Raw genomic sequence first — 22,412 nt, forward strand, 5'->3', positions numbered from 1 at the left:
CGTCAGACGCGACTCGTCACCGCGTCGCCGGAGAGGCGCTGGGCGAGGGCGACGGGGATGATCGCCACGACCGTGAGCACCGCCGCCACGACGTTCACGACGGGCGCCTGGTTGGGGCGGAACAGGTTGCCGAAGATCCACAGCGGCAGTGTCTGCACCGCGGGGCCGGCGGTGAAGGTGGTGACGACGATCTCGTCGAAGCTCAGCGCGAAGGCGAGCAGTGCCCCCGCGACGAGGGCACCGCGCACCTGGGGGAAGGTGACGTACCAGAAGGTCTGCCACCCGCTCGCGCCCAGATCGGAGGACGCCTCCTCGAGGCTCGTGCCGAGGCGGCGCAGCCGGGCCTGCACGTTGTTGAACACGATGACGATGCAGAACGTCGCGTGCCCGATGATCACGGTCGCGATTCCGAGGCCGACCCCCAGCGGGCCGAGCAGCGAAGTGAAGGTCGCGTTGAGCGCGATACCGGTCACGATGCCGGGCAGCGTGATGGGGAGCACGACCAGGAAGCTGATCGTGGAGCGCCCGAAGAAGCGGTAGCGCTGCACCGCGAACGCGGCCATGCTGCCCAGCAGCAGGGCGATGGCGGTGGCGCTCAGCCCGGCGACCACCGAGGTGCCGAGCGCGCTCATCGCTCCGCTGCTCTGCGCCGCCCGCTGCCACCACTGCAGGGTGAAGCCGCTCGGCGGAAACCCGAAGGTGCGGGAGGTGTTGAACGAGTTGAGCACGACGAGCAGCAGCGGCACGTAGAGGAACGCCATGCCGAGGGCGAGCCAGACCCCGAGGCCGCGGCGGAGGGCGGTGGGCAGTCTCATCAGACGTTCTCCAATGCGCCGGTGCGCCGCATGGCGAGCAGGTAGAGGATGATCGCCGCGAGCGGGATCAGCGACAGCGCGGCCGCCATCGGCTGGTCGTTGGCGGTCACGAGCTGGCCGTAGATGACATTGGCCATCAGCTGGGTCTTACCGCCGACGATGCCGACCGCGATGTAGTCGCCGAGCGTGAGCGAGAAGGTGAAGATCGACCCCGCCGCGACCGCCGGGAACACGAGCGGCAGCACGACCGAGCGCAGCGTGCGCCAGGCCCCCGCGCCGAGGTCGAAGCTCGCCTCGAACAGCGAGTCGGGCACGCGGTCGAACCCCGCGAAGACGGGGATGATCATGTAGGGCAGCCACAGGAACGACAGCGTGATGATCGTGGCGGCCAGGCCGTATCCGGGGGAGTGGCCGCCGGTCATCCAGGCCACCGGGCCGTTCGGGGCGAGCAGCACGCGCCAGGCGTACGCCTTCACGAGATAGCTCGCCCAGAGCGGCGTCGTGACCGCGACGACGAGCGCCGTGCGAGCCACCGGCTGCGCCACCTTGCTCATGAAGAGCGCGATCGGGATGGCGATGACGGCATCGATCACCGTCACCGCCAGCGCCACCCCGATCGTGCGCAACGCCACCGTGCCGTACAGCGGGTCGACGAACAGCTGCTGCAGATTGCCGAGCGTGTAGACCTGAACGACCCGTCCGGTGAAGCCGTCGAGCGACCAGAAGGCCGAGACGAGCAGCACCGCGATGGAGCCCAGATACAGCACGACCAGCCAGAGCATCGGGATGCTCAGCAGCGCGGTCAGTCGAAGCCACCGTGCGTTCATCCCTACCCCTTGATCTGCTGCCAGGCGTTGACCCACTGGGTGTACGTCGTGCAGTCGCTCTTGCCGCTGCCGTCGACGCAGTCCTTCTGCGGGGTGGTCCAGTAATGGATCTGGGCCGCGTACGACGCGTCGAGGGCGTGGTACGTCGTGCAGAAGTTCTTGTCGCTCGTCTGGTCGCAGGCAAGCGTCTGGGCGGGGGCCTCACCGAACCACTCGGCGACCTGCGCGTTCACCTTCGGCGAGGTGATCCAGTTCATCCACTCATACATGCAGTTGGGGTGCTTCGCCTTCGCGGAGACCATCCAGGTGTCCGACCATCCGGTCGCCCCCTCCGAGGGGAGCACGGTGTCGACCTTCACCTTCGCGTCGCTCTGCACGAGGTTGGCGATCACCTGCCAGGTCGTGCCGATCACCGTGGTGCCGGACTCGAAGGCCTGCACCTCCTTGGTGTAGTCCGACCAGTACTCGCCCACGTTCTTGCTCTGCGCCTTGAGCAGGGTGACCGCGGCCGCGAGCTGCTTGGAGGTGAGCGCGTACGGGTCCTTGATGCCGAGCGACGGCTGCGTCTTCATGAGGTACAGCGCCGCATCGGCGATGTAGATCGGAGAGTCGTAGGCCGTCACCTTGCCGGCGTAGGGGCCCGACTTGTCGAAGACCGCGCTCCACGAGGTGGGGGCGGGCGAGACGACGGACGGGTTGTACATGAGGAGGTTCGCGCCCCAGCCGTGGGGGATCCCGTACATCTGGCCGCCCACCGAGTTCCACGACTTCTTCTTCAGGAAGTCGGAGATGGTCGCGTAGTTGGGCACGAGACTCGTGTTGACCGGTGCGACGTCGCCGCCGTATACGAGCCGCAGGGTTGCGTCGCCGGAGGCGGAGACGCCGTCGTACTGCCCGCTGCGCATGAGCTGCACCATCTCGTCGGAGGTGTTGCCGATCGTGGTGTGCACCTGGCAGCCGGTCTGCTGCTCGAAGGGATGCACCCAGTCCACGGTCTTGTCGTTGGTGCCGTCCTCGGCGTACCCCGCCCAGGCGATGAGGTTGAGCTGCCCCTCACCCGCACCCAGCTTCTTCAGCATCGGTACCTTCGGTACGGCCTGGGTCGTGCCGCCCGTGGTGGTGGCGGTCGAGCATCCGGCGAGCAGGACGGTGGCGGCGACGACCGCCGCAGCGGCCAGTCCCCACCGTGTCGTGATCTTTCTCATGGTGCACCTCTCGATTGTTGTCGGGTTCAGCTGTGATCGGTCGGAGCTGGCGTCGCGGCCGAGGCGGCGATGCTGCGCATCGCGCTCTCGTGCCAGCGAAGGGTGACGTGGTCGGCGCGGCGCACCACGGCGGTGTCGGTGGGCTCGGAGTTGAGCAGGGTGGCGCTGAGGGTGAGACCCGCGGGGCCGGCGACGACCACGCGCGTGATCGAGCCCGCGTAGACGACGTCCTGCACGACCCCCGCGACCGTCACCTCGCCGGGCCCGGCGGCGGCGGACTCGCGGGGCACGACGGCGATCTTCTCCGGCCGTACCGCGAAGGCGCCGTCGCGCCCGAGCACGGCGCGCGCCGCCTCGCCGCTGATCACGTTGGAGGAGCCGACGAAGCCGGCGACGAACTGGGTGGCGGGATGCTCGTAGACCTCCTGAGCGCCACCGAGCTGCTCGATGCGACCGTTGTTGAACACGGCCAGCCGGTCGCAGAGCGTGAGGGCCTCATCCTGGTCGTGGGTCACGAACACGAAGGTGATGCCGACCTCGCGCTGGATCGACTTGAGCTCGAGCTGCATCTGCTCGCGCAGTTTGAGGTCGAGGGCGCCGAGCGGCTCGTCGAGCAGGAGCACGCGGGGCCGGTTGACGAGGGCTCGGGCGAGGGCCACACGCTGGCGTTGTCCGCCCGAGAGCTGGGTGGGCTTGCGGGCGCCGTGCTCGCCCAACCGCACCATGTCGAGGGCCTCACCCGCGCGCCGCCGGCGCTCCTGCGCGGCGACGCCGTGCACCCGGAGGCCGTACTCGACGTTCTGCTGCACCGTCATGTGCGGGAAGAGCGCGTAGTCCTGAAACACCGTGTTGACGTCGCGGCGGAACGGCGGAAGCGCGGTCGCGTCGCGGCCGTCGAGGATGACCTGGCCCGACGTGGGCGTCTCGAAGCCGGCGATCATCCGCAGCACCGTCGTCTTGCCCGAGCCGGAGGGACCGAGCATCGCGAAGAACTCGCCATCGGCCACGTCGAGGTCGACGCTGTCGACCGCGACGACCGATCCGAAGGTCTTGCGCAGGGAGCGCAGCGAGATCTGCGGCGTGTCCGAATCCGTGTTCGTTCCCAGCGCCGCGGCCGGCGTACTGTCGCCGCGTTGTGTGTCCGTCATTGCAGCCTCTCGGGTGAGCGCGCGCGATGCCGTCGCGGGCGTTCGACGGTCGCGAGGACCGTCGATAGCAAAGCTATGGCCTCGAAGGCCCGCTGTCACCTAACCGTGGTCCCCCGCGAGTCCGCGTCGCGCTCGGGGCCGACTCAGCTCGCCGCGCCCGCGATGTTGACCAGCCACTGCACGCCGAAACGGTCGACGAGCATCCCGAACCAGTCGCCCCACGGGGCCATGTCGAGCGGCATCGTGACGGTGCCGCCCTCGCTGAGCTTCTCGTAGTAGCCGCGGAGGGTGTCGGTGTCGTCGCTGCCGCCGCTCAGCGAGACGCTGAAGTTGTCGCCGGGCGTGTAATTCATGTGCTGCGGAGTGTCGGAGGCCATGAGCACGAGCTCGCCCGGCGCGGTCAGCTGGGCGTGCATGACGAGGTCGTTCTCGGACGGGTCCTGCGCCGCGCCGAACTCGGCGAAGGTGCTGATCGCCACGTCGCCGCCGAAGATACCGTGGTAGAACTCGATCGCCTCGCGGGCGTTGCCGCGAAAGCCGAGGTAGGGGTTCAGTCGAATGGTCATGTCGTCGTCTCCTTCGTCTGTCGCGAGCGCGACGCGACCATTCTCGACCCCTCGGGCGCGCAGCACTAGGTTCTCCCTATGACCCTTAATCAGCTGCGGGCGTTCCTCGCCGTCGCCCGCCTCGGGTCGTTCTCGGCCGCTGCCGTCGCCCTCGGCATGACGCAGCCCTCGATCTCGGAGCTGGTGCGCCGCCTCGAGGAGGAGTACCGCCTCAAGCTCTTCGTACGCGGCGCGCGGCGCCTCAGCATCACGGCCGCCGGGGAGGGTCTGCTGCCGTTCGCCGAGCAGGCGGTGCAGGCGGCCGATCAGGCCGACAAGTCGCTGCGCTCGCTGACCTCGCTCACCGGCGGCGTCGCCATCTTCGGTCTCCTCCGCAACGCCAATTACTACTTCCTCTCCCAGCTCATCGAGACTTTCCACACGCGCTACCCCGAGGTGCGCCTCAAGATCGTGGGCCTGAACTCGGTCGAGGTGGCCGAGGCCGTCGCGTCGGGCGATCTCGAGGCCGGACTCGTCGTGCTGCCGATCGACACCGACGGACTTCAGGTGCGTCCGCTCCTGCGCAGTGAGGTGATGTTCGTCTCGGCCGACCCGGAGCGCACCCGCGCCCCGATGACGATCGAGGGGCTCGCGGCGGCGCCGCTCGTGCTCTACGACGCGCACTACGGATGGCGCGATCCGACGCGGCGGCAGCTCTCCGAGCGCGCCCAACTCGCCGGGGTCACGCTGGATGCGTCCGTCGAGGTCGAGCACGTGGAGTCGGCCCTCGGGGTGGTCGCGATGGGCGGTGGCGACACCATCGTGTCGCGGGCGATCGTCGAGAGCGCGACCTTCCCCTCGGGGCTGCACACCTCCGTCTTCGAGGAGCCGCTCTACGACACGATCGCGGTCGTGCAGCGGGTCGGAGCCGTGCTCTCGCCGGCGACCCGCGAGATCTCCCGTCTCGCGCAATCCATCCTGCTGGAGCACGCGGACCCCGCTGATCGTCTGGTGCCCGCGCCCCGCCCATAGGGCAACCCAATGGCTCGGCCAACACATCACCCACTTGTCGTATGGCTCGACCCTCCCTAGCGTGTGGATAACGCTCGCACCGCTCCACTCACCCCCACGCGCATCGGCCTCACCGCCGCGTGCCCGACGCACTTCGAGGAGTCCCCGTGGCCACCATCCCGCAGCAAGGCGCACCAGGAAAGCTGAAGAGAGAACTCCGGGTGGCGGATGCCGCCGCCTTCTCCGTCGGACTCATCGGCCCGGTCGGGGTCATGGCGCTCCTCGGTGCGGGTGCCGCGGCGATGCTCGGGGGCGGGGCCACCTGGGCGTTCATCTTCGCGCTCGTGGCCGTCGCCTTCGTCGCCTACGGCTTCATCAAGCTGTCGCGCCACATCTCGCACACCGGTTCGGTCTACGCGACGGTCGGCCTCACGCTCGGCCCGCGCGCCGGGTTCATCGCCGGGTGGGCGCTCTTCCTCGGCTACGTGACGATCGGCGCCGGCTCGGGTATCGAGATCGGGCTCTTCGTCTCGCAGCTGCTCAAGGACTTCGGGCTCGCCTTCGATCCCGACTGGTTCTGGGTCACGGTCGTCGCGCTCGCACTCGTCGTGCTCGTCGGCCGTCGCGAGGTGCACACCATCACCCGACTGCTGCTCTTCGCCGAGCTCGCGGGCGCCGTGCTGGTGCTGATCCTCGACCTCGTCATCTTCGTCCGCGTCGGCACCGGTCACGCGCCGGGCACGCAGACCTTCTCGTGGGGGTTCCTCTCCCTCCCGCAGGGCACCGACATCACCCTCATCGCGGGGGCCGCGGTCTTCGGCTTCCTCGCCTTCGCGGGCTTCGAGGGCGCGGCGACCCTGGGCGAGGAGACCTCCAACCCCAAGCGCGACATCCCGCGCGCGCTCAAGGTGGCGATCGTCGTCGTGGGGGCGTTCTACCTCATCACGATCATCGCCCAGTCGATCGGCTACGGTCTCGACGCCAAGGGGATCAAGGCCTTCGGCGCGTCGAGCGCCCCCTACGGCGACCTCGCCCGGGCCTTCGTCGGCCCGTGGCTCGCCGACCTGCTCACGCTGTCGGCGACCATCAGCCTGTTCGCGATCTTCATCGGCACGATGGCCGGCGCGGCGCGCATCCTGTTCGCCCTGTCGCGCGACACCGGCAGCAGCAACCCGCTCACTCGCGTCTCGAAGCACGGCTCGCCGGTCAACGCCCTCACGGTGGTGGCCGTCCTCGCCCTCATCGTCGTCGCCATCGAGCGTCTGCTCTCCTACGCGGTGCTCGACGCGACCTTCTACGCCCTCACCATCGGCACGATCGCGCTCCTCGTCGCCTATGTGCTCGCGACGGTCGGCGCGATCCGCTTCCTGTTCTTCGGTAAGACGGCGGGCGGCGCCCCGCGCTGGCAGATCGTCGTGCCGATCCTCGCGCTCGTGCTCGTGGTCTACACGCTGTACAAGAACGCGGTCGGTCTGAGCGCGCCGTACAGCTACTTCCCGTACATGGTGGCCGTGTGGCTGCTCATCGGGCTGGCGATCACCTTCCGCCGCGGGCTCACCGCGACGATCGGTCAGAACCTCGCGGCGATGAACACGCCCCAGCGCGACGCCGACGAGACCCTCGAGCCGGTGCGGGACTGACCATGGTGCGCGTCGCAGCGGTCCAGCTCGCCCCCACCGTCGGTGACCTCGCGGGCAACCTGGCCGCTGCGCGCGCCGCGATCTCGGGCGCCCTCGAGGCCGGAGCCGACCTCGTGGTGCTGCCCGAGCTGACGACCTCCGGGTACGTGTTCGAGAGCCAGGAGGAGGCGCGGGCGCTGGGCATCCCGCGCGACTCGCCGGTCTTCGCGGAGTGGGCAGAGCTCGTGTCGGCGCGGCCCGGGGCGCTCGCCGTGGTGGGCTTCGCAGAGAGCGGCGAGGATGACCTGCTCTACAACTCGGCCGCCATCGTCGGAGCCGGCGGCGTGCTCGGCGTCTATCGCAAGGTGCATCTCTGGGATCAGGAGAAGCTCTACTTCACGCCGGGGAGCGCGGCGCCGCTCGTCATCGACACCCCGCAGGGCCGACTCGGCCTCATGATCTGCTTCGACCTCGAGTTTCCGGAGTGGACGCGGCTCGCCGCGCTCGCCGGGGCCGAGATCCTCGTCGTACCGACCAACTGGCCGCTCTTTCCACGCCCCGAGGGCGAGCGGGTCGCCGAGGTGCAGATCGGCATGGCCACGGCGCGCATCAACAAGATGGCCGTGGTGTGCGCCGACCGCACCGGTGTCGAGCGCGGTGTGCCGTGGAGCGGCGGCACGACCATCATCGGAGCCGACGGCTGGGTGATCGACAGCGTCGGCGAGGGCACCGGCGTCGCCTGGGGCGACATCGATCCCGCCGATTCCCGCGACAAGACCCTCGCCGGCCTCGCGCACGCCTTCGGCGACCGGCGCACCGACCTCTACGGCGGCGTCGTGCAGGAGCAGCCGCGCTCATAGGGCAACGCTATGGCCGACCGAAGAAAAGTCGGCGTTGTCTTGTTGCACGGCCTCCGGCAGGCTCGAACCATGAAGCTCAGCCCCGCCTTCGCCGCCGCCCACCACGACCGCTTTCTGCAGTTGAAGGCACCGGGGGTCGATGCCCCGGAGGCCCAGCGCGACCCCGCCGTCGCCGAGACCGTCTCGCGCATGCTGCTCGACATCGAGCGACGCGGCATGGACGCGGTGCTCGAGTACGCGACCACCCTCGACCGCTACGCGGGAGGCGCCCTCGAACTCGGTGCCCGCGAGCTCGCGACGATGGGCGAGCGGATTCCGGATGACCTCCGCGCCGCCATCGACCTCGGAGCGCAGCGCACCCAGCAGTTCGCGCGCCTCCAACGGGAGCACCTCGTCGACTTCGAGGCAGAGCTGGTCCCCGGCCTGGTCACCGGGCAGCGCTACATCCCCGTCGGCCGGGTGGGCGCCTACCTGCCGGCCGGGCGGTTCCCGCTCACGGCGAGCGCGTTCATGACCGTGGGCGTGGCGAAGGTCGCGGGCGTGCCCTCGGTGATCGGCTGCACGCCGCCCCAGCCGGACGGCGGAGTGAACGCCGCCGTCGCCTACGCCGCCGCGGTCTCCGGCATCGACCACCTCTACGTGCTCGGCGGGGTGCAGGCCCTCGCCGCGATGGCCTTCGGGCTGCTGGGTGAGCCGCCCGTCGACATGATCGTGGGGGCGGGCAACGCTTTCGTGGCCGAGGCCAAGCGCCAGCTGTTCGGGCGCGTGGCGATCGACCTGCTCGCCGGTCCGTCGGAGGTCGCGGTGATCGCCGACGAGACCGCCGACCCCGTGCTCGTGGCGGCCGACCTGCTGGGTCAGGCGGAGCACGGTCCGAACTCGCCCGCGGCGCTCGTCACGACGTCGGAGGAACTGGGCCGGGAGGTGCTCGTGCAGGTGGAGCTGCAGCTGGCGGGGCTCTCCACCCGCGAGATCTGCGGGCCGGCGTGGCGGGACTTCGGCTCGGTCATCCTCGTCGGGTCGAAGGAGGACGCGGTGCTCGTGATGGACGAGCTGGCGCCGGAGCACCTTGAGGTGCAGACCGCGGATGACGCGTGGTACCACGACACCCTCACCAACTACGGGTCGCTCTTCATCGGCCCGTGGAGCACGGTCGCCTACTCCGACAAGGGAATGGCGGGCACCAACCACACGCTGCCGACGGCGGGTGGGGCGCGGCACAGCGCGGGTCTCTCGGTCTCGCGCTACCTGAAGCCGCTCACCTACCAGCGGATCGCCCGCGAGGCCACGATGGAACTCGCGCCGGCCGTCGACGTGATCTCGGCGAGCGAGGGGATGACCGCCCACCAGGCCACCGCGACCCTCCGGATGGAGCGGCTCGGCACCCCCGCCGGCGTGTGACGACCGAGCGGTTCTCATACCTTGTACTGACGAAACTCCCAGACAAGGGCCTTAACGTGAATTAGATGCGTCGTCTACCCGCCCTCGACGGGCTTCGTGGAGTAGCAGCCGCCATCGTGGTTGTTCACCATGTCGCCCTCGTCGCCCGACCCTCCTTGGACACCAAGACGGTCGGGGACGCGTGGTGGTGGATCACCTCGTCCCCCCTCGGAATCCTCACCTCGGGCCACGAGTTCGTGCTCGTCTTCTTCGTCCTGAGCGGGCTCGTCGTGGCGCTCCCCGCCATCCGGGACGGCTTCGCGTGGTCGAAGTACTACGTGACGCGACTGCTGCGTCTGTACATCCCCGTGTGGGCGTCACTGGGGCTCTCGGCGGCGTTCATCGTCCTCTTCCCGCGCGACTCCTCGCTGCCCGTGCAAGACAGCTGGCTCGCCTCGACCAACGCCACCACGGTCACGGTCGCGCAGTGGTTGGCCGACGCGAGCCTGACCCGCGCGGGTTACGACCTCAACAACGTGCTCTGGTCGCTGCGCTGGGAGATCGTCTTCTCTCTCCTGCTGCCCCTCTTCGTCTGGGTGGCCCTTCGACTGCGCCGTCACGCCCGCCTCGCCTTCGGCGTCGGCATGGCGGGCACCGTCGCCGGCGTGCTGCTGGGCAATGCCGCTCTCAGCTACCTGCCGCTGTTCTTCGCCGGCACCGTGATGGCCGTTCGCATCACCGAGCTGCACGAGTGGGCGGCCCGGCGCGGCCCCCGCTTCTGGCTCGTCACCTCGATCGCCTCCGTCACCGTCATGACGCTGAGCAACCAGCTCGTCTCCTGGGGGCTCGTCGGCGGTGGCGTGCGCACCGCGCTCAGCGGCCTCTCCGGACTGGGCGCAGCGGGACTCGTGCTCTGCGCGATCGGCTCGCCAGCCTGGCAGGCGTTCCTCACCGCCCGCGTGCCCGCTTTCCTCGGCAAGATCTCCTTCAGCCTCTATCTCGTGCAGGTGCCGCTGATCGCGACGGTCGGTTACCTCGTCGGCGACACCCAGTGGATGCTCGTCGCGGCCATCGCGCTGCCCCTCTCGGTGCTCGTCGCCTGGGTGTTCTACCGCGTGGTCGAACAGCCGTCGCAGAGGCTCGCCCGCTCCACCGGCCAGTTCGCGGCGGCTCGACTGGAGTCGCGCTCCTTCAGCCTGAGCGAGCTGCGCGGCGAGGGGATGATCGACCCCACGATGCTCGAGCTCGCCACCCGCGAGGCCCGCACCACGATGCTCGCCCGGGGCGGCGTTCCCCGCTGAGCGTCAAGGCTTCACGAGCAGCGCGGCATGCATCGTGCGGTGAAAGGCACAGTGGTAGGCGTAGCTGCCGGGCTTCGTCGGCGCGGTGAAGGTGCCGGCGGAGCCACCGGCGACGACGACCCGGAAGGACGTGCCGTCGTCTGAGCTGACGGTGTGACTCACACCGTCGAGGTTGGTGACCGTGACGGTCTCACCCGGCTTCACCGAGGGCAGCCCGGTGAACTCGAAGTTCTGGATCACGATTCCGGGTGCCGGGGTGGCCGCCGGGGATGACGCCGCGGGTGACGGGGCAGTCGACGGCCCGGCGCCGTAGGGGGTCGTGCCGCCGGAGGTGCAGGCGGTGAGGGTGAGGGCGAGGGCGACGGCGACCGCCGCCCGAGGTGCTGTGATTCGCATGGGTCGAGCTCCCTGGCTGTCACGCGGTAGGGCCCGTGGGGGTCGGGGTGCCGTCGGCGCCCTACCTGAGACAACGAGGCAGCGACGCCTGCGGTTCAGAGCGGCGCGGATTCGCTAGGCGCCGGGGTCGCGCGGGCGGCGTCGGCGGCGCCGAAACGCCTCCGAGGCGATCCTCACTACGAAGAGTGCGCCGGCGGTCTCCAGCGCGATGAGCGGTCGACCGCCCATGATCACGTAGGCGACCCCGACCACCGCCGCGATGAGCGCCGCGGTGAGGAAGATCTTGGGCCAGCTGTTCAATTCGATCTCCAATCGTTCGAGTGGGTCAGCACGAGACGACGTGCATGGACCACGTGAAGGCCCCACCGATCACAATGCCGACGTAAGGGGCGTTGATCTGGACACACTTGCGCTTACGCGCAGCAATCTTGAAAGTGTTCTCCACGAGCAGAATGAACGCGCCGGTCACCAACCCGCACGCAATTACTCCCGGCGCAAGGCCGATCAGGCCGCAAAAGGTGCTGATCAAGGCGGCGTGCCCGTAGTCAGCCGCAGCGGCGACGCGCTTGGTCTCGGACTTCGTGAATCTGATGGCCTGTCCCCACCAGAAGTAGAGAGTCTTTGGATCCGCGACGACAGGAAACGTGATCCCGGGTGTGGTCAGATCGACGACCTGGGTGAGTCGGTCTCCGCGAGTCTCATACCGAGTAGGTACGCGATGCCCTAAGGCGTCCACCGCCCATGGAGCCGCCACCATCGCGATGGGTTCGTGCTGAGAATCGGTGACGATGACGCCCCCTGTGGCACTGTCTGAGATGAGCTTGACGCCTGCTCGGGAGTGGAACACGTAGCTGTACCTGGAGGGAGCGTTCGCGGAGCGAATGAGGCTCGCCATCGCAACCATTCCGGAACGACCCGGAACCAAAATGGTGTCGGAGCCATTCTGGTTGCTGAACGCTTTCACCGCTCCGCCCACGCTCGCGACCCGTGCTCCCCCCGAAGCAAACGGCAGGGAAATCCCGAAGTCGGGACGGCCCGGTGCGGCCATGCGGACCGGGTCCGAGCGATGTACTGGATAGCGAGCCTGAATCGGATCCTCGCTCCTCACGGCTAATGGCGACACGGCACTCGCCTCGCCCAGAAAGCCTGCGACTTCGGGAGATTTGGCGGCGATCTGGTCAAGCACCGCTAATGGGTTCTTCGGCTGAATCGCCTGCGCGGGACTGGTTGCCGCGATGATTGACACGCAGGCGAGCAGCAGTGACAGTGCGACAGTCGGTTTCCTCAAATTCGGCCGCCTTTCAATTGTTGACCTCACGTCAAATAAGACGTTTGTACTGTATGCATGAACAGTCGAAGTAACAACGCCTAATAACGGTATGACCCACATTTGGGGCGCGATGAGCGCGCCGGGGCGCAGCTTCCTGCCAAATGCCCACCCAGATCTTCACTCGGGCAGAGTCCAGTCACTCGGCCGGCCCGCGACACACGGTGAGAAGTGGCCTCCTGCGCGGGACCACCCGCGCAAGGGAATCGAAACTCATCGGGTTCAGCTGCGGGCGGAATGTCTCGCCAGTTTCGTGGACGAAGTCCAGATAGTCCGCGAGGTCGCGGACGAACAGCTGGGCGATGGTGATTGGCGGATCACCTGGCGGGCGTTTTGGGCGGGCGCACACAAATTCTCCCAGTGTGCCCGGGGCGGACTTCTAGCGTCCGGGCTGCTAGGCGAACTACGTCGGTCAGCCATCCCCGAACGCGGAGGCAGACCACCTATTGGTCGCCGCTGAATAATCCGGCATCACGTGAACGTGAACGTGAGCGTGAGTCATAGTCGCCGGGTGCTGCCCAAGCTATCGATGCGAGCGAGGGTCGGCACGCGCATCCCCGCAGCGCTATTGACCCCTGCGTTCTTCGCGTTTCTGTTCCCGTTCCTGTCCACGAGCTCATGCTCAATGCCGCTTGCTCTCAGTCGAGAACGACACACCTCTGGTGAGATTCGTCTCGGAGGGCGAGGACACGGACGCGGACGCAGAAAGCCTCCACTTGCTCCGGGGGCTGTCGCTGTGCACCGTGGTTGCCTGGTGGCTGATTGGGATCGGTCAAGGGGCGTATGTGTGGGACGGTGTCCAGTGGCAGGTGACCGACGTTGCGTTGCTGCCCGACTCGCAACGAAGTGCGCACTTCTACTAGCTCCATCGCGCAGTGCTGACGCCGACGGATGGCGTCCGTCGCCGAGCACCTCGCGCGGGGGCGAACGCGGCGCAGAAGAGCGGCCGCCGGGGAGAGGGGGGCGCGGCCGGAGATGTGGGGGGAATCCGGCCGCGCTCGTGAGCGATCCACGGCGGGTTGAGCGCTCCAGGGTGGGAGAACACTCACGGTGATCGACTCGGTTCAGTCCGGTTCGGGTCCATGCTGAACTGCTCCTAACTGTACGCGCGGTCCCCCTTTGTGCGGACAGCGTGGTGCCCCCACTTCGGGGGTCATTTTCACAGGTAGCGGCGCAATCCCGCTGCGAGGAGGGAGGCGATCCGGGCGTAACCGGTGGCGTCGCGGAACCGCTGCTCGGGCGGGCGATCGGCGTCGCGGAAGGGCAGGAAGGTCGCGCGGGGATCGGCGGCGCAGAGGGCCGCGGAGATCGCGTTGAGGCGCACCGCGTGCGCGTCGGCGTGATCGCCGAGCCGTGCGTCGAAGACGGGGATCGAGCGGATCGGCTGGATGCCGACGAGGAAGAGGCGCGGGCGGGGGTCGAGGCCGTGCGTGAACCCCAGGAGCTCGGTGATCCCGCGGCGCCAGACGCTCAGCGGAACGAGGGTGAGCGAGTCGTCCACCCCGACGAAGGCGATGATCGCGTCGTACGACCCCGGGGTGAGGTGCCGCAGGGTACGAACGAGCCGGCGGATGGGCATCCACGGGCCACTCACCAGGTCGATGTGCACGCCGCGATGGGTGAGGCTGCTGATCGCCCGCCGCAACTGCCCGGGGAGCGCGAGGTCGTGGGTGACGACGCCACGCCCGACTGCGGGGCCGCCGCCGATGATGAGCACCCGGAAAGGGTGTGGACCGGGGGACTCGGCGTGCGGCGCGTCGAGCGGCACAGGGTAGCTGCGCACGGCGACGGAGCGGATGATGACCCAGCCCCACATGATCGGCGTGAGGAGGAGTCGGCGCACAGCAGTAGCCACCCCCGATTGCACCGCCACCAGATCGTCCCCCGACTCGGATGCGCGCGATGCGCCCCGATACGATCGTAATCGGTGCGGCAGGGGTCGGGTGCACACGCGTCGTTCGCGACCCGTCGAGCATCCGGGCGCATTCCGGCTACCGTGGACCGAACCGCCCCGTGTGATCCTGCCGGGGCGTCGCGCAGCAGAACGGTTCCCGATGAGCGATCACATCCTCAGACTCCCCAACACGGTCTTCACCGCCGTGCTCGATCTCGGCGACCCGCGGGCGACCTTCCCCGTCTTCCCGGATGACCTGCCGGTGCCCGCCCTCGTCGCCGACGTCGACGAGGAATCCAATCTGCTCACCATCGAGATCGTGTGGCCCGATGGCGAACTGCACTACGACTACGACGGCGCGACGGTCGAGTACCACTTCCACACGGCGGGCGGCGACGCCTCGCAGTCGAGTCCGTGGCCCGCCGACGTGACCACGCGCATCCTCGAGTGGACGCGACTCTTCGCGGGGCACGTGTTCACCCATTTCGAGAGCATCGCCGACCAGATCGAGTCGGCCGCGGAGTGGCACGACCGGGGACTGCCGGTATTCGCCGTCGCGGGCGAGCCGCGCGTGCTGGAGGTGCTCGACGTGGAGCTCGAGGGGGATGCGCTCACGCTGCCCTGGCTCGGCGCGGGCACCGTCGGTCACGAGCACAACGACGACGAGCCGGGCGACCCGATCACCCTGCTGTGGGATCCCGCCGGAGTGAACCCCCACATCCCGATCGCTAAGGCGCACATGGATGACGCCGCCGATGAGGTGCGCAGCGTGATTCTGCCCGGCGTCGATCTCGCCGCGGTGGGGCTGGAGGAGCACGAGGTGTGCGCCTACCTCGAGGGTCTCTACATCAACGACAACCTCGTGGCCGACCCGCGGGACGTCGTCTACGACGCCGCGATCCTGCGCATCGCCGGGCTCTGGTAGTCGCTCGGCGCTAGCGAGCGGCGAGCTCCTGCAGCGTCCAGGAGTTGCCGTCGGGGTCGCTGAAGTGGGCGGCGTCGACGTCGGCGACGGGGAGCGGCACCAGTTCGAGTTTCATGTCGATGGGCATCCTCTCGTCGCGTGCTGGACACGCGGGTCGTTGCGGGGTCATCGTGGGAGAAGCGACGCGGGATGCTCCCACGCCGGAAAGGCCCGACCATGCAATTCCTCCTCATGATATGCACCGACTCCACCGCCCCCGCGTACGTCGCGGCGGAGGACACCATCGAGGAGTGGGTGGCCGAGGTCGACCGACGCGGAGTGGGGGTGGCGGGCGACCGGCTTCGACCCCCGTCGGACGCGCGCACGGTGACCTTTCGCGACGGCCAGATGCGCGTCGCGGAAGGGCCGTACGCGCAGACCGAGGATCACATCGCGGGCTTCGACCTGCTCGACTGCGCCGACCTCGACGAGGCGATCGAGCTGGCGGCGCGTCACCCCATGGCGCGGTTCGGTCGGATCGAGGTGCGGCCGATCTGGCCGCTCGGTGGGTGAGGGCAGCGCGTGCGCACTGAGCGCGACCTCGCTCCCCGCTGAACGCCGTGCAGAGAGTGTATAGTTGTGGCTACACAGTAAGGAAGCCACAATTGTCGACCCTGCGTACCAGCACGATTCGCCGAGCCCGAGGGCGAGCCGGAGTGGGCGTGCGCGAGCTGGCGCGAAGAGTCGGCGTGACGCCGAAGGCAGTGACCGACTGGGAGAAGTCGGAGGTGATGGGTACCGCCCAGTTGAACACGATCGACCGCGCGCTCGCCGCACTGGGCGAGAGGCTCATGATCGACTCCCGTCCTCTCGCCGGATCGCGAACCCACCGAGCGTTGGAGCGCCGTGAGGACCGCGTAGCGCTCGAACTGCACCGGGCTGTCGCGCTCAAGCTTCTGGACAATCCGGAAGCGGTGCTGAGCCTCGTCCCCGGGAACGTCGAGAAACTTCGGGGCTCGGTGCAGGGTGCCAGCGCATTGGCTGGGGTCGACGAGTGGGACGAGTTGGCTGGCAATGAAGACCTCGGGGGGCTTGTCGAGCTGATGATCGGCACCGATGCACACGCGATCACCATGCGCCAGACCTCACCGTTCCTTGGGGTGCTGTCCCACGATGAGCGCATCGCGGCGATCGCGAGGGCGCGGGTCGAACAATGAGGCGCGTCGATCTGGAGACCGCAATAGCGTCGGCGTCTGCGGTCATCAGGCAGCGGGAGGTGCTGGTCATCGGGTCGCAGGCGATTCTCGGGACCTTCAGCGAGGACGAACTCCCGCACCGCGCCGGACGCTGTGCCGTAAAGTGCGAGACGTGGAGACCGATGCCGGTTCGTGGTTCCTGAGTCGGGCCGAGCGCGGCAATCCCGCGAGCGCGGTGCAGACGCACGAGCACAGTGATCGAGCCTGGTCGGAGGGCAACCTCGTGCAGCCGCTCGTGCACGGCGCGAGCTACTTCGCGAGACTCCACGACGAGTTGACCGGGCTCCGGGCGGGCGACCGGGTGTGGTTCACCGACTGGCGTGGCGACGCGGATGAACGCCTCCTGCCCGACGGGCCCACCATCGGCGACCTGCTCGCCGACCTTGCCCGCGCGGGTGTCGAGGTGCGGGGACTGGTCTGGCGGTCCCACGGCGAGCGCGTGTCATCCTCGATCAGTTCCCGCTCGAACGAGTTGCTCGGTCGCCGGATCAACGACGCGGGCGGGGAGGTACTGCTCGACCAGCGGGTGCGACTGTTCGGCTCGCACCATCAGAAGCTGTTCGTGATCCGCCATCGCGACGACCCCGCACAGGACGTCGCCTTCGTCGGCGGGATCGACCTCTGCCACAGTCGCCGCGACGACGCCGACCACCACGGCGACCCGCAGACCCTCACGATGGACCGGCGCTTCGGTGCCCGACCGCCGTGGCACGATGCCGCCCTGGAGCTGCGTGGCCCCGTCGTCGCCGACCTCCTCGAGGTCTTCGCGGAGCGGTGGAACGACCCGCATCCCCTGGATCGGCGCACGCCCTACCTCATGCTCCTGCAACGGCTCGCTCACATGCCGCGGCATCCGAGGCCCCTCCCCGAGGCGGCACCACCGCCACCACCGGCCGGACACCACGCCGTGCAGATCCTGCGCACCTACGGTCGCACGCGCCCGCCGTTCCCATTCGCGCCGCACGGCGAGCGCAGCATCGCGCGCGCCCTGCGAAGGGCCTTCGCGCTCGCGGAGCGGCTCATCTATATCGAGGATCAGTACCTCTGGTCGACGGAGGTCGTCTCGGCGCTCGCCGAGGCTCTCGCCCGCACCCCGCAGCTCGTGGCGATCATCGTGGTGCCGCGGTATCCGTCCTCCGACGGCGTGCTCTCCGGACCGCCGAGTCGTGTGGGTCAACTCCGCGCCATCGAGCTGCTGCGCCGCGTCGCGCCCGACCGGGTCCGCGTGTTCGACCTCGAGAACGCCGACAGCACCCCCATCTACGTGCACGCGAAGATCTGCATCGTCGATGACACCTGGATGACCTGCGGCTCAGACAACGTCAACCGCCGTTCCTGGACCACCGACAGCGAGCTCAGCTGCGCCGTCATCGACAGCTCGCCCGGGCGGGTGGGAAGCGTCGCGCAGCAGCTCCGCCTGCGCCTGTGGTCGGAGCACCTGGGGCTCGACCCGGCGGACCCGCGCCTGGTGGACCCGTCCCAGGCGATCACCCTGTGGGACGGCGCGGCCGCAGCTCTCACCGAGTGGCACGCGGGCGGCGAGCAGGGACGCCGTCCACCCGCCCGCGTGCGTGCGCACTCCATCGAGCCGGTGTCGCGACTGCAGCGCCTCTGGGCCGATCCGATGAACCGCCTGGTCGCCGACCCGGACGGCCGCCCGCGGCGACTGCGCCGCAGTGGGGAGTTCTAGGGGACGAACCCCGCTCCCGCGCCGTCCCCGCGCGATACGGTGGGAGGAATCGGTGCGAGGAGGTTGAGATGCCGCAGTCAGGCGAGACCGCGCATCGCCGTGCGACCCTCTACGACGTGGCCCGGCTGGCCGGCGTCTCGCACCAGACCGTTTCGCAGGTGGTGAAGTCGGGACCGCACGTCAGGCCCGAGACCCGCCACCGGGTCGAGGCGGCCATCGCGCAGCTGGGCTACACGCCGAACCTCGCCGCCCGCACCCTCGCCACCGCGCGATCGCATCGGATCGGTGCGCTCTTCTTCGACCGCTACGACGAGGTCGGACCGACCCGCACGATGCAGGCGGCCGTCGACTACGCGCGCGATCACGGCTACGTGGTCGACGTGGTGGGCGTCGACCCGCACGACCCCTCCTCGCTGGGCGCCGCGCTCGAGCTCGTGGCGCAGGCCGGCGTTGCGGGGGTGATCGTGTTCGCTCCCACCGCCGAGGTGATCGACGCCGTGCGCGCCCTCTCGCTCGCGGTCTCGGTGCCCGTCATCGTGGAGTCGGAGGTCGTCTCGGGCCCGGAACCCGGCACCGGGCCGACGCGCGCGCTGGGTCTCCGCCTCGCGACCGAGTACCTCGCCGAGCTCGGCCACGAGCGCTTCTTCCACGTCGCGGGCCCGCACACCTGGCTGCCCGCCCGCGAGCGCACCGCTCAGTACCGCGCGGTGATCGAGGAGCGCTCGCTGCGGTCGGTCGGCGAGTACGAGGGGGACTGGAGCGCCCGCTCGGGATATCTCGCGGGCCTCGACCTTCCCCTCGATTCCGGCCTCACCGCGGTAGTGGTGAGCAACGACCAGATGGCGCTCGGCGTACTGAAGGCGCTCCATATCCGCGGCGTGCGGGTGCCCGAGCAGCTGAGCGTGATCGGGTACGACGACGTCGCGGAGTCGGCCTACTTCGAGCCCGCCCTCACGACGATCTCCAACGACTTCGAGGGCCAGGGCCGGTTGGCGATGGATGCCCTCCTCCAGACCATCGACCCGGCCCGACCCCATTCCGAGCTCTTCCAGCGCGACCCCGTCCTCGTCGTGCGGGACTCGACCGCCCCGCCGCCCGTCTGACCCTGCCCGCCCCGCTGACGCCCTATTTCTTAGCGCTCAGAATTCTGCTACTGTGCCAAACATCCGATTCTGAGCGCTCAGAAAATGTGGGTTCCGCGCCGGAGTCGTCGACGAAGACAGGAGACAACGGTGTCTGTGAAACACACTCGGCGCGCGATCGTGCTCGCCGCATCCATTGCGCTGGTGGGCGCCGCGCTCGGGGCGATCCCCGCGGTGAGCGCTCAGGCCTACGCGCCGACCGGCGGCATCATGTATCAGTTGGGGAGCGATCCCTGCCTGAAGGGGCGCGGCAACTGCGCGGTGTATCCCAAGGCGGTGGCGCTGCCGAGCGGGCGACTGGTCGCGGCCTTCGAGAAGTCGACCGTCGTGGCGTCGAGCGGCGGGGCCACGGGCCAGACGCTGCCGATCTACACGAGCGACGATGATGGGGCGACCTGGCAGGCGCGCTCGCAAGTCGCCGCGCCCGCCTCGCTGAGCAGTGATCCCAGTGTGGCGAAGTACACGAGCAACTGGACCAACCCTTACCTCTATGTAATGCCGCAGACGGTCGGCAGCCTGCGCGCGGGAACCCTGGTGCTCGCCTCCGTCGTCTCGGGCGAGGACGCGTACTACATGGAGCACAAGGCGGCCGACCCCACCTGGGTGCCCAACAACGACGGCGACCGCCGCGACGTCGCGATCGCGCTGTTCTCCAGCACCGACGAGGGCGTCACATGGAACTTCGTCAACGTGATCGCGGCGGGCGGCTGGCAGGGCGGGAGCGCGGGGGCCATCGGCACCAACATCGCCGCGGCGAACACCGCCGCCGAGGTCGACCCGGTCTGGGAGCCCTACCTGCTGGCCTACAACGGCTCGCTGATCGCGTGGTACTCCGACGAGAACGACTACACCGGCGTCAACACCTCCACCGGCGTGCCCACCCTCGACCCCGCCAACGCCACGGCCGCCGACTCGCACGGGCAGATCCTCGCGCACCGCACGTGGAACGGGGTCACCACCTCGTCGTGGAGCGCGCCGGTCGCCGACGTCACCGGTCTCACGCAGAACAACGGCGGGAAGTCGGAGATCGGCGGCGGTCGTCCTGGCATGGCCAACGTGGTGCAGACCGTCGACGGCAAATGGATGCTCAGCTACGAGTACTGGGGCGGCGGCACCAACACACGCTACAAGTTGGCGTCCAGCCCGCTCGCGTTCTGGTCAGACGGCTCCGCGAGCGGGACCGGCCTGGACACGCTCCCTGTCACCTCGGGATCCCACACGCTCGCGAGCGGTGGCAGCCCCGTACTGATCGCGGCGCCGGACGGCCGGTTGTTCTACAACGCCTCCGGCAGCGGAGACGTCTGGGTCAACCAGAGCGGCCTCAGCACCGGTGCGTGGACGGAGTACCAGACCTCCCTCGGCAGCGGCTACAGCCGCAACCTCACCTACATTCCGAACACGGGGAACGTCGAGATCCTGCAGGGAACCTGGGGCGGCGCGACCGGATCGTCGATCCTGCGCTACGCCGACGTGGACTTCGGCCACAGCACCGGCACCTACTACCGCCTGGTCAACCGGATGACCGGCCAGGTCATCGGCACGGGCAACAAGTCCAACGACGCCAACCTCGGCAACGCCGATGTGCCCGACGTCGTGTCGGAGCCGGCCGGCTCGGCGTCCAACGCCGACACCGAGTACTGGCATGTGACCACCAAGCCCGGCGGAGCGGTTCAGCTGCTGAACAAGTCGGGTGGGCGCGCGGCAGAGGTGTGGACCGGCACGGCGACCGCGGGACAGAAGGTCGGGCAGTGGGTCGACAACATGGCCGGGGGAACCTGGAACCTGGTGGCCAGTGCGACCAGCGGCTACTACACGCTGCAGGCCGCGTCGAACACCTCGCTGTACCTGAGCGGGGCGACCGCGGGGGCGCAGCTGACGCTCCAGACGGCATCCGGTGACGGGTCGCAGGACTGGGCGCTCGTGGCGCAGACGGTGCCGACCGCGGGCTACGAGAAGCTCACGAATCGCAACAGCGGGATGTGCCTCGATGTGAACGCGGCGTCCACCGCCGACGGGGCGAACGTCCAGCAGTGGACGTGCAACGGGGGCACGAACCAGGCGTGGCAGGTGCAGGCGGTTGGCAGCACTTTTGTGCAACTCGTGAACCGCAACAGCGGCAAGTGCCTCGACGTGAGCGGGTCATCCCTCTCGAACGGCGGAAACGTCGACCAGCTGGGCTGCACGGGGCTGGCCAACCAGCTTTGGCAGGTGCAGAGCGTCGGCAGCGGATACGTTCAACTCGTGAACCGCAACAGCGGGCTGTGCCTCGACGTCAACGCGTTCTCCACGTCGAACGGCGGGAACGTGCAGCAGTGGGCGTGCACGGGCGGCAGCAACCAGCAGTGGGTGCGGGCCGCCGCCTAGAGCGGCGCGGCTGAGTACGGCCGCGCGTGGCGGGGTCGCGAGGGGGTAGAAGTCTTCGCGACCCCAGTCACGCGCTCTCGGGGTCGCGAGGAAGTAGGTATCTTCGCGGCCCCGCTCCGCCGCTGGCTCTCGAGCGAGCGCAGCTAGAACCAGAGATCCAGCGTGAACGCGTAGCTGTTTCCGGCCTGCCGCTGCAGCTCGTTCAGCAAGCTGACGCCCTCCAGATCGAACCACTTTCGCTTCTCTTCGCTCCCGAACAGACCGGTCTCTTCGTTCGCATGGGCGTTGAAGAATTTCGCCCAGTCTTTGAGTCGCGCTATCAGTTCGGGCGAGAGGAGTGCCGGCCAATCCGGCACCTCGGACTCTTCCCACATGATGTCTGACAGCGGCCAGAACTGGCCGTAGTCGACGCTCAGGATTATTTCGCGCATAGTCGCTCCGTCGGTGTGTGCGGGTCCTCCGGGGGCGACGGGCGATTCGCTCCGGCGCACACGTTCGGCCTCGTCGGGACGAAAAAGAAGAACCCCCAGACCTGAGCCCGAGGGTTTCTCCATGTATGAAAACGAGGGACCTTGTCCTCGTGCCATTCTTGAGCGTACGTCAGGGCAGGATGATGCCGCAACCACAGACCACGGCTCTGGTGTCCCAGCGCCTACGTGCACCCAGACGGGCAACCGCCAGTCACGGAAAGCCCTAGGAACGAAACCCAGGGCGAGTCATCTCAACTG

At 68.7% G+C, this 22,412-nt stretch carries 21 protein-coding genes; 11 read left to right on the plus strand and 10 right to left on the minus strand.

Annotation, left to right across the window (positions count from 1 at the left end; genetic code table 11):
* Window positions 1-2: 2 nt before the first annotated feature.
* From G3T37_RS10780 to G3T37_RS10800, 5 genes are all read right to left on the minus strand, one after another.
* The gene (locus G3T37_RS10780; protein ID WP_163473903.1) at window positions 3-815 is read right to left on the minus strand and encodes an ABC transporter permease; all 813 of its coding nucleotides are present in this window, start codon (window positions 813-815) and stop codon (window positions 3-5) included.
* Window positions 815-1,642: an ABC transporter permease gene (locus G3T37_RS10785; RefSeq protein ID WP_163473904.1), complete on the minus strand. Its 828-nt coding sequence runs from the start codon at window positions 1,640-1,642 to the stop codon at window positions 815-817. The genes G3T37_RS10780 and G3T37_RS10785 overlap by 1 nt, the downstream gene beginning before the upstream one ends.
* Window positions 1,643-1,644: 2 nt before the next feature.
* Window positions 1,645-2,847: an ABC transporter substrate-binding protein gene (locus G3T37_RS10790; RefSeq protein WP_163473905.1), complete on the minus strand. Its 1,203-nt coding sequence runs from the start codon at window positions 2,845-2,847 to the stop codon at window positions 1,645-1,647.
* Between the two features lie 26 nt (window positions 2,848-2,873).
* On the minus strand, window positions 2,874-3,995 hold the full coding sequence (locus tag G3T37_RS10795) for an ABC transporter ATP-binding protein (RefSeq protein ID WP_163473906.1): 1,122 nt from the start codon (window positions 3,993-3,995) through the stop codon (window positions 2,874-2,876).
* Between the two features lie 143 nt (window positions 3,996-4,138).
* Window positions 4,139-4,561: a VOC family protein gene (locus tag G3T37_RS10800; protein WP_163473907.1), complete on the minus strand. Its 423-nt coding sequence runs from the start codon at window positions 4,559-4,561 to the stop codon at window positions 4,139-4,141.
* A 78-nt stretch (window positions 4,562-4,639) separates the two neighbouring features.
* On the opposite strand from G3T37_RS10800, the gene G3T37_RS10805 reads away from it, so the two are divergent.
* From G3T37_RS10805 to G3T37_RS10825, 5 genes are all read left to right on the plus strand, one after another.
* Entirely contained in the window at window positions 4,640-5,572 is a 933-nt protein-coding gene (locus G3T37_RS10805; protein ID WP_163473908.1) for a LysR family transcriptional regulator, read from the plus strand.
* A 146-nt stretch (window positions 5,573-5,718) separates the two neighbouring features.
* Window positions 5,719-7,191 (plus strand): amino acid permease, encoded by a 1,473-nt coding sequence (locus tag G3T37_RS10810; RefSeq protein WP_163473909.1) that lies wholly within the window; start codon window positions 5,719-5,721, stop codon window positions 7,189-7,191.
* A 2-nt stretch (window positions 7,192-7,193) separates the two neighbouring features.
* A complete protein-coding gene (locus tag G3T37_RS10815) occupies window positions 7,194-8,030 on the plus strand; it encodes a nitrilase-related carbon-nitrogen hydrolase (RefSeq protein ID WP_163473910.1) in 837 nt (278 codons plus the stop codon).
* Between the two features lie 69 nt (window positions 8,031-8,099).
* Window positions 8,100-9,431, plus strand: coding sequence for a histidinol dehydrogenase (gene hisD / locus G3T37_RS10820; RefSeq protein WP_163473911.1), 1,332 nt, complete (start codon window positions 8,100-8,102; stop codon window positions 9,429-9,431).
* A 65-nt stretch (window positions 9,432-9,496) separates the two neighbouring features.
* The gene (locus G3T37_RS10825; protein ID WP_163473912.1) at window positions 9,497-10,711 is read left to right on the plus strand and encodes an acyltransferase family protein; all 1,215 of its coding nucleotides are present in this window, start codon (window positions 9,497-9,499) and stop codon (window positions 10,709-10,711) included.
* A 3-nt stretch (window positions 10,712-10,714) separates the two neighbouring features.
* Here the strand turns inward: G3T37_RS10825 and G3T37_RS14585 are convergent, their stop codons facing one another.
* The 4 genes from G3T37_RS14585 to G3T37_RS10845 form a co-directional block, all read right to left on the minus strand.
* Window positions 10,715-11,107: a cupredoxin domain-containing protein gene (locus G3T37_RS14585; RefSeq protein ID WP_179465108.1), complete on the minus strand. Its 393-nt coding sequence runs from the start codon at window positions 11,105-11,107 to the stop codon at window positions 10,715-10,717.
* A 114-nt stretch (window positions 11,108-11,221) separates the two neighbouring features.
* Window positions 11,222-11,407 (minus strand): hypothetical protein, encoded by a 186-nt coding sequence (locus G3T37_RS10835; RefSeq protein ID WP_163473913.1) that lies wholly within the window; start codon window positions 11,405-11,407, stop codon window positions 11,222-11,224.
* Window positions 11,408-11,432: 25 nt separating this feature from the next.
* The gene (locus G3T37_RS10840; RefSeq protein ID WP_163473914.1) at window positions 11,433-12,353 is read right to left on the minus strand and encodes a hypothetical protein; all 921 of its coding nucleotides are present in this window, start codon (window positions 12,351-12,353) and stop codon (window positions 11,433-11,435) included.
* Between the two features lie 1,240 nt (window positions 12,354-13,593).
* A complete protein-coding gene (locus G3T37_RS10845; RefSeq protein WP_163473915.1) occupies window positions 13,594-14,277 on the minus strand; it encodes an SGNH/GDSL hydrolase family protein in 684 nt (227 codons plus the stop codon).
* 211 nt (window positions 14,278-14,488) lie between these two features.
* On the opposite strand from G3T37_RS10845, the gene G3T37_RS10850 reads away from it, so the two are divergent.
* From G3T37_RS10850 to G3T37_RS15320, 6 genes are all read left to right on the plus strand, one after another.
* Window positions 14,489-15,253: a hypothetical protein gene (locus G3T37_RS10850; protein ID WP_163473916.1), complete on the plus strand. Its 765-nt coding sequence runs from the start codon at window positions 14,489-14,491 to the stop codon at window positions 15,251-15,253.
* Window positions 15,254-15,469: 216 nt separating this feature from the next.
* Complete coding sequence (locus tag G3T37_RS10855; RefSeq protein ID WP_163473917.1) at window positions 15,470-15,805, plus strand: YciI family protein; 336 nt, start codon at window positions 15,470-15,472, stop codon at window positions 15,803-15,805.
* A 143-nt stretch (window positions 15,806-15,948) separates the two neighbouring features.
* Window positions 15,949-16,449, plus strand: a complete 501-nt coding sequence (locus G3T37_RS10860; RefSeq protein WP_163473918.1) for a hypothetical protein — start codon at window positions 15,949-15,951, stop codon at window positions 16,447-16,449.
* A 151-nt stretch (window positions 16,450-16,600) separates the two neighbouring features.
* The gene (locus G3T37_RS10865) at window positions 16,601-18,178 is read left to right on the plus strand and encodes a phospholipase D-like domain-containing protein (RefSeq protein ID WP_163473919.1); all 1,578 of its coding nucleotides are present in this window, start codon (window positions 16,601-16,603) and stop codon (window positions 18,176-18,178) included.
* A gap of 68 nt (window positions 18,179-18,246) precedes the next feature.
* The gene (locus G3T37_RS10870) at window positions 18,247-19,281 is read left to right on the plus strand and encodes a LacI family DNA-binding transcriptional regulator (RefSeq protein ID WP_163473920.1); all 1,035 of its coding nucleotides are present in this window, start codon (window positions 18,247-18,249) and stop codon (window positions 19,279-19,281) included.
* Window positions 19,282-19,410: 129 nt separating this feature from the next.
* On the plus strand, window positions 19,411-21,684 hold the full coding sequence (locus G3T37_RS15320) for an RICIN domain-containing protein (protein ID WP_206673820.1): 2,274 nt from the start codon (window positions 19,411-19,413) through the stop codon (window positions 21,682-21,684).
* A gap of 143 nt (window positions 21,685-21,827) precedes the next feature.
* Here G3T37_RS15320 and G3T37_RS10880 read toward each other — a convergent pair whose 3' ends face one another.
* Complete coding sequence (locus tag G3T37_RS10880; protein ID WP_163473922.1) at window positions 21,828-22,115, minus strand: hypothetical protein; 288 nt, start codon at window positions 22,113-22,115, stop codon at window positions 21,828-21,830.
* Window positions 22,116-22,412 lie beyond the last annotated feature (297 nt).

The organism is Galbitalea soli (genome assembly GCF_010686725.1).
In the GTDB taxonomy this organism is placed as follows: Bacteria; Actinomycetota; Actinomycetes; order Actinomycetales; family Microbacteriaceae; genus Galbitalea; species Galbitalea soli.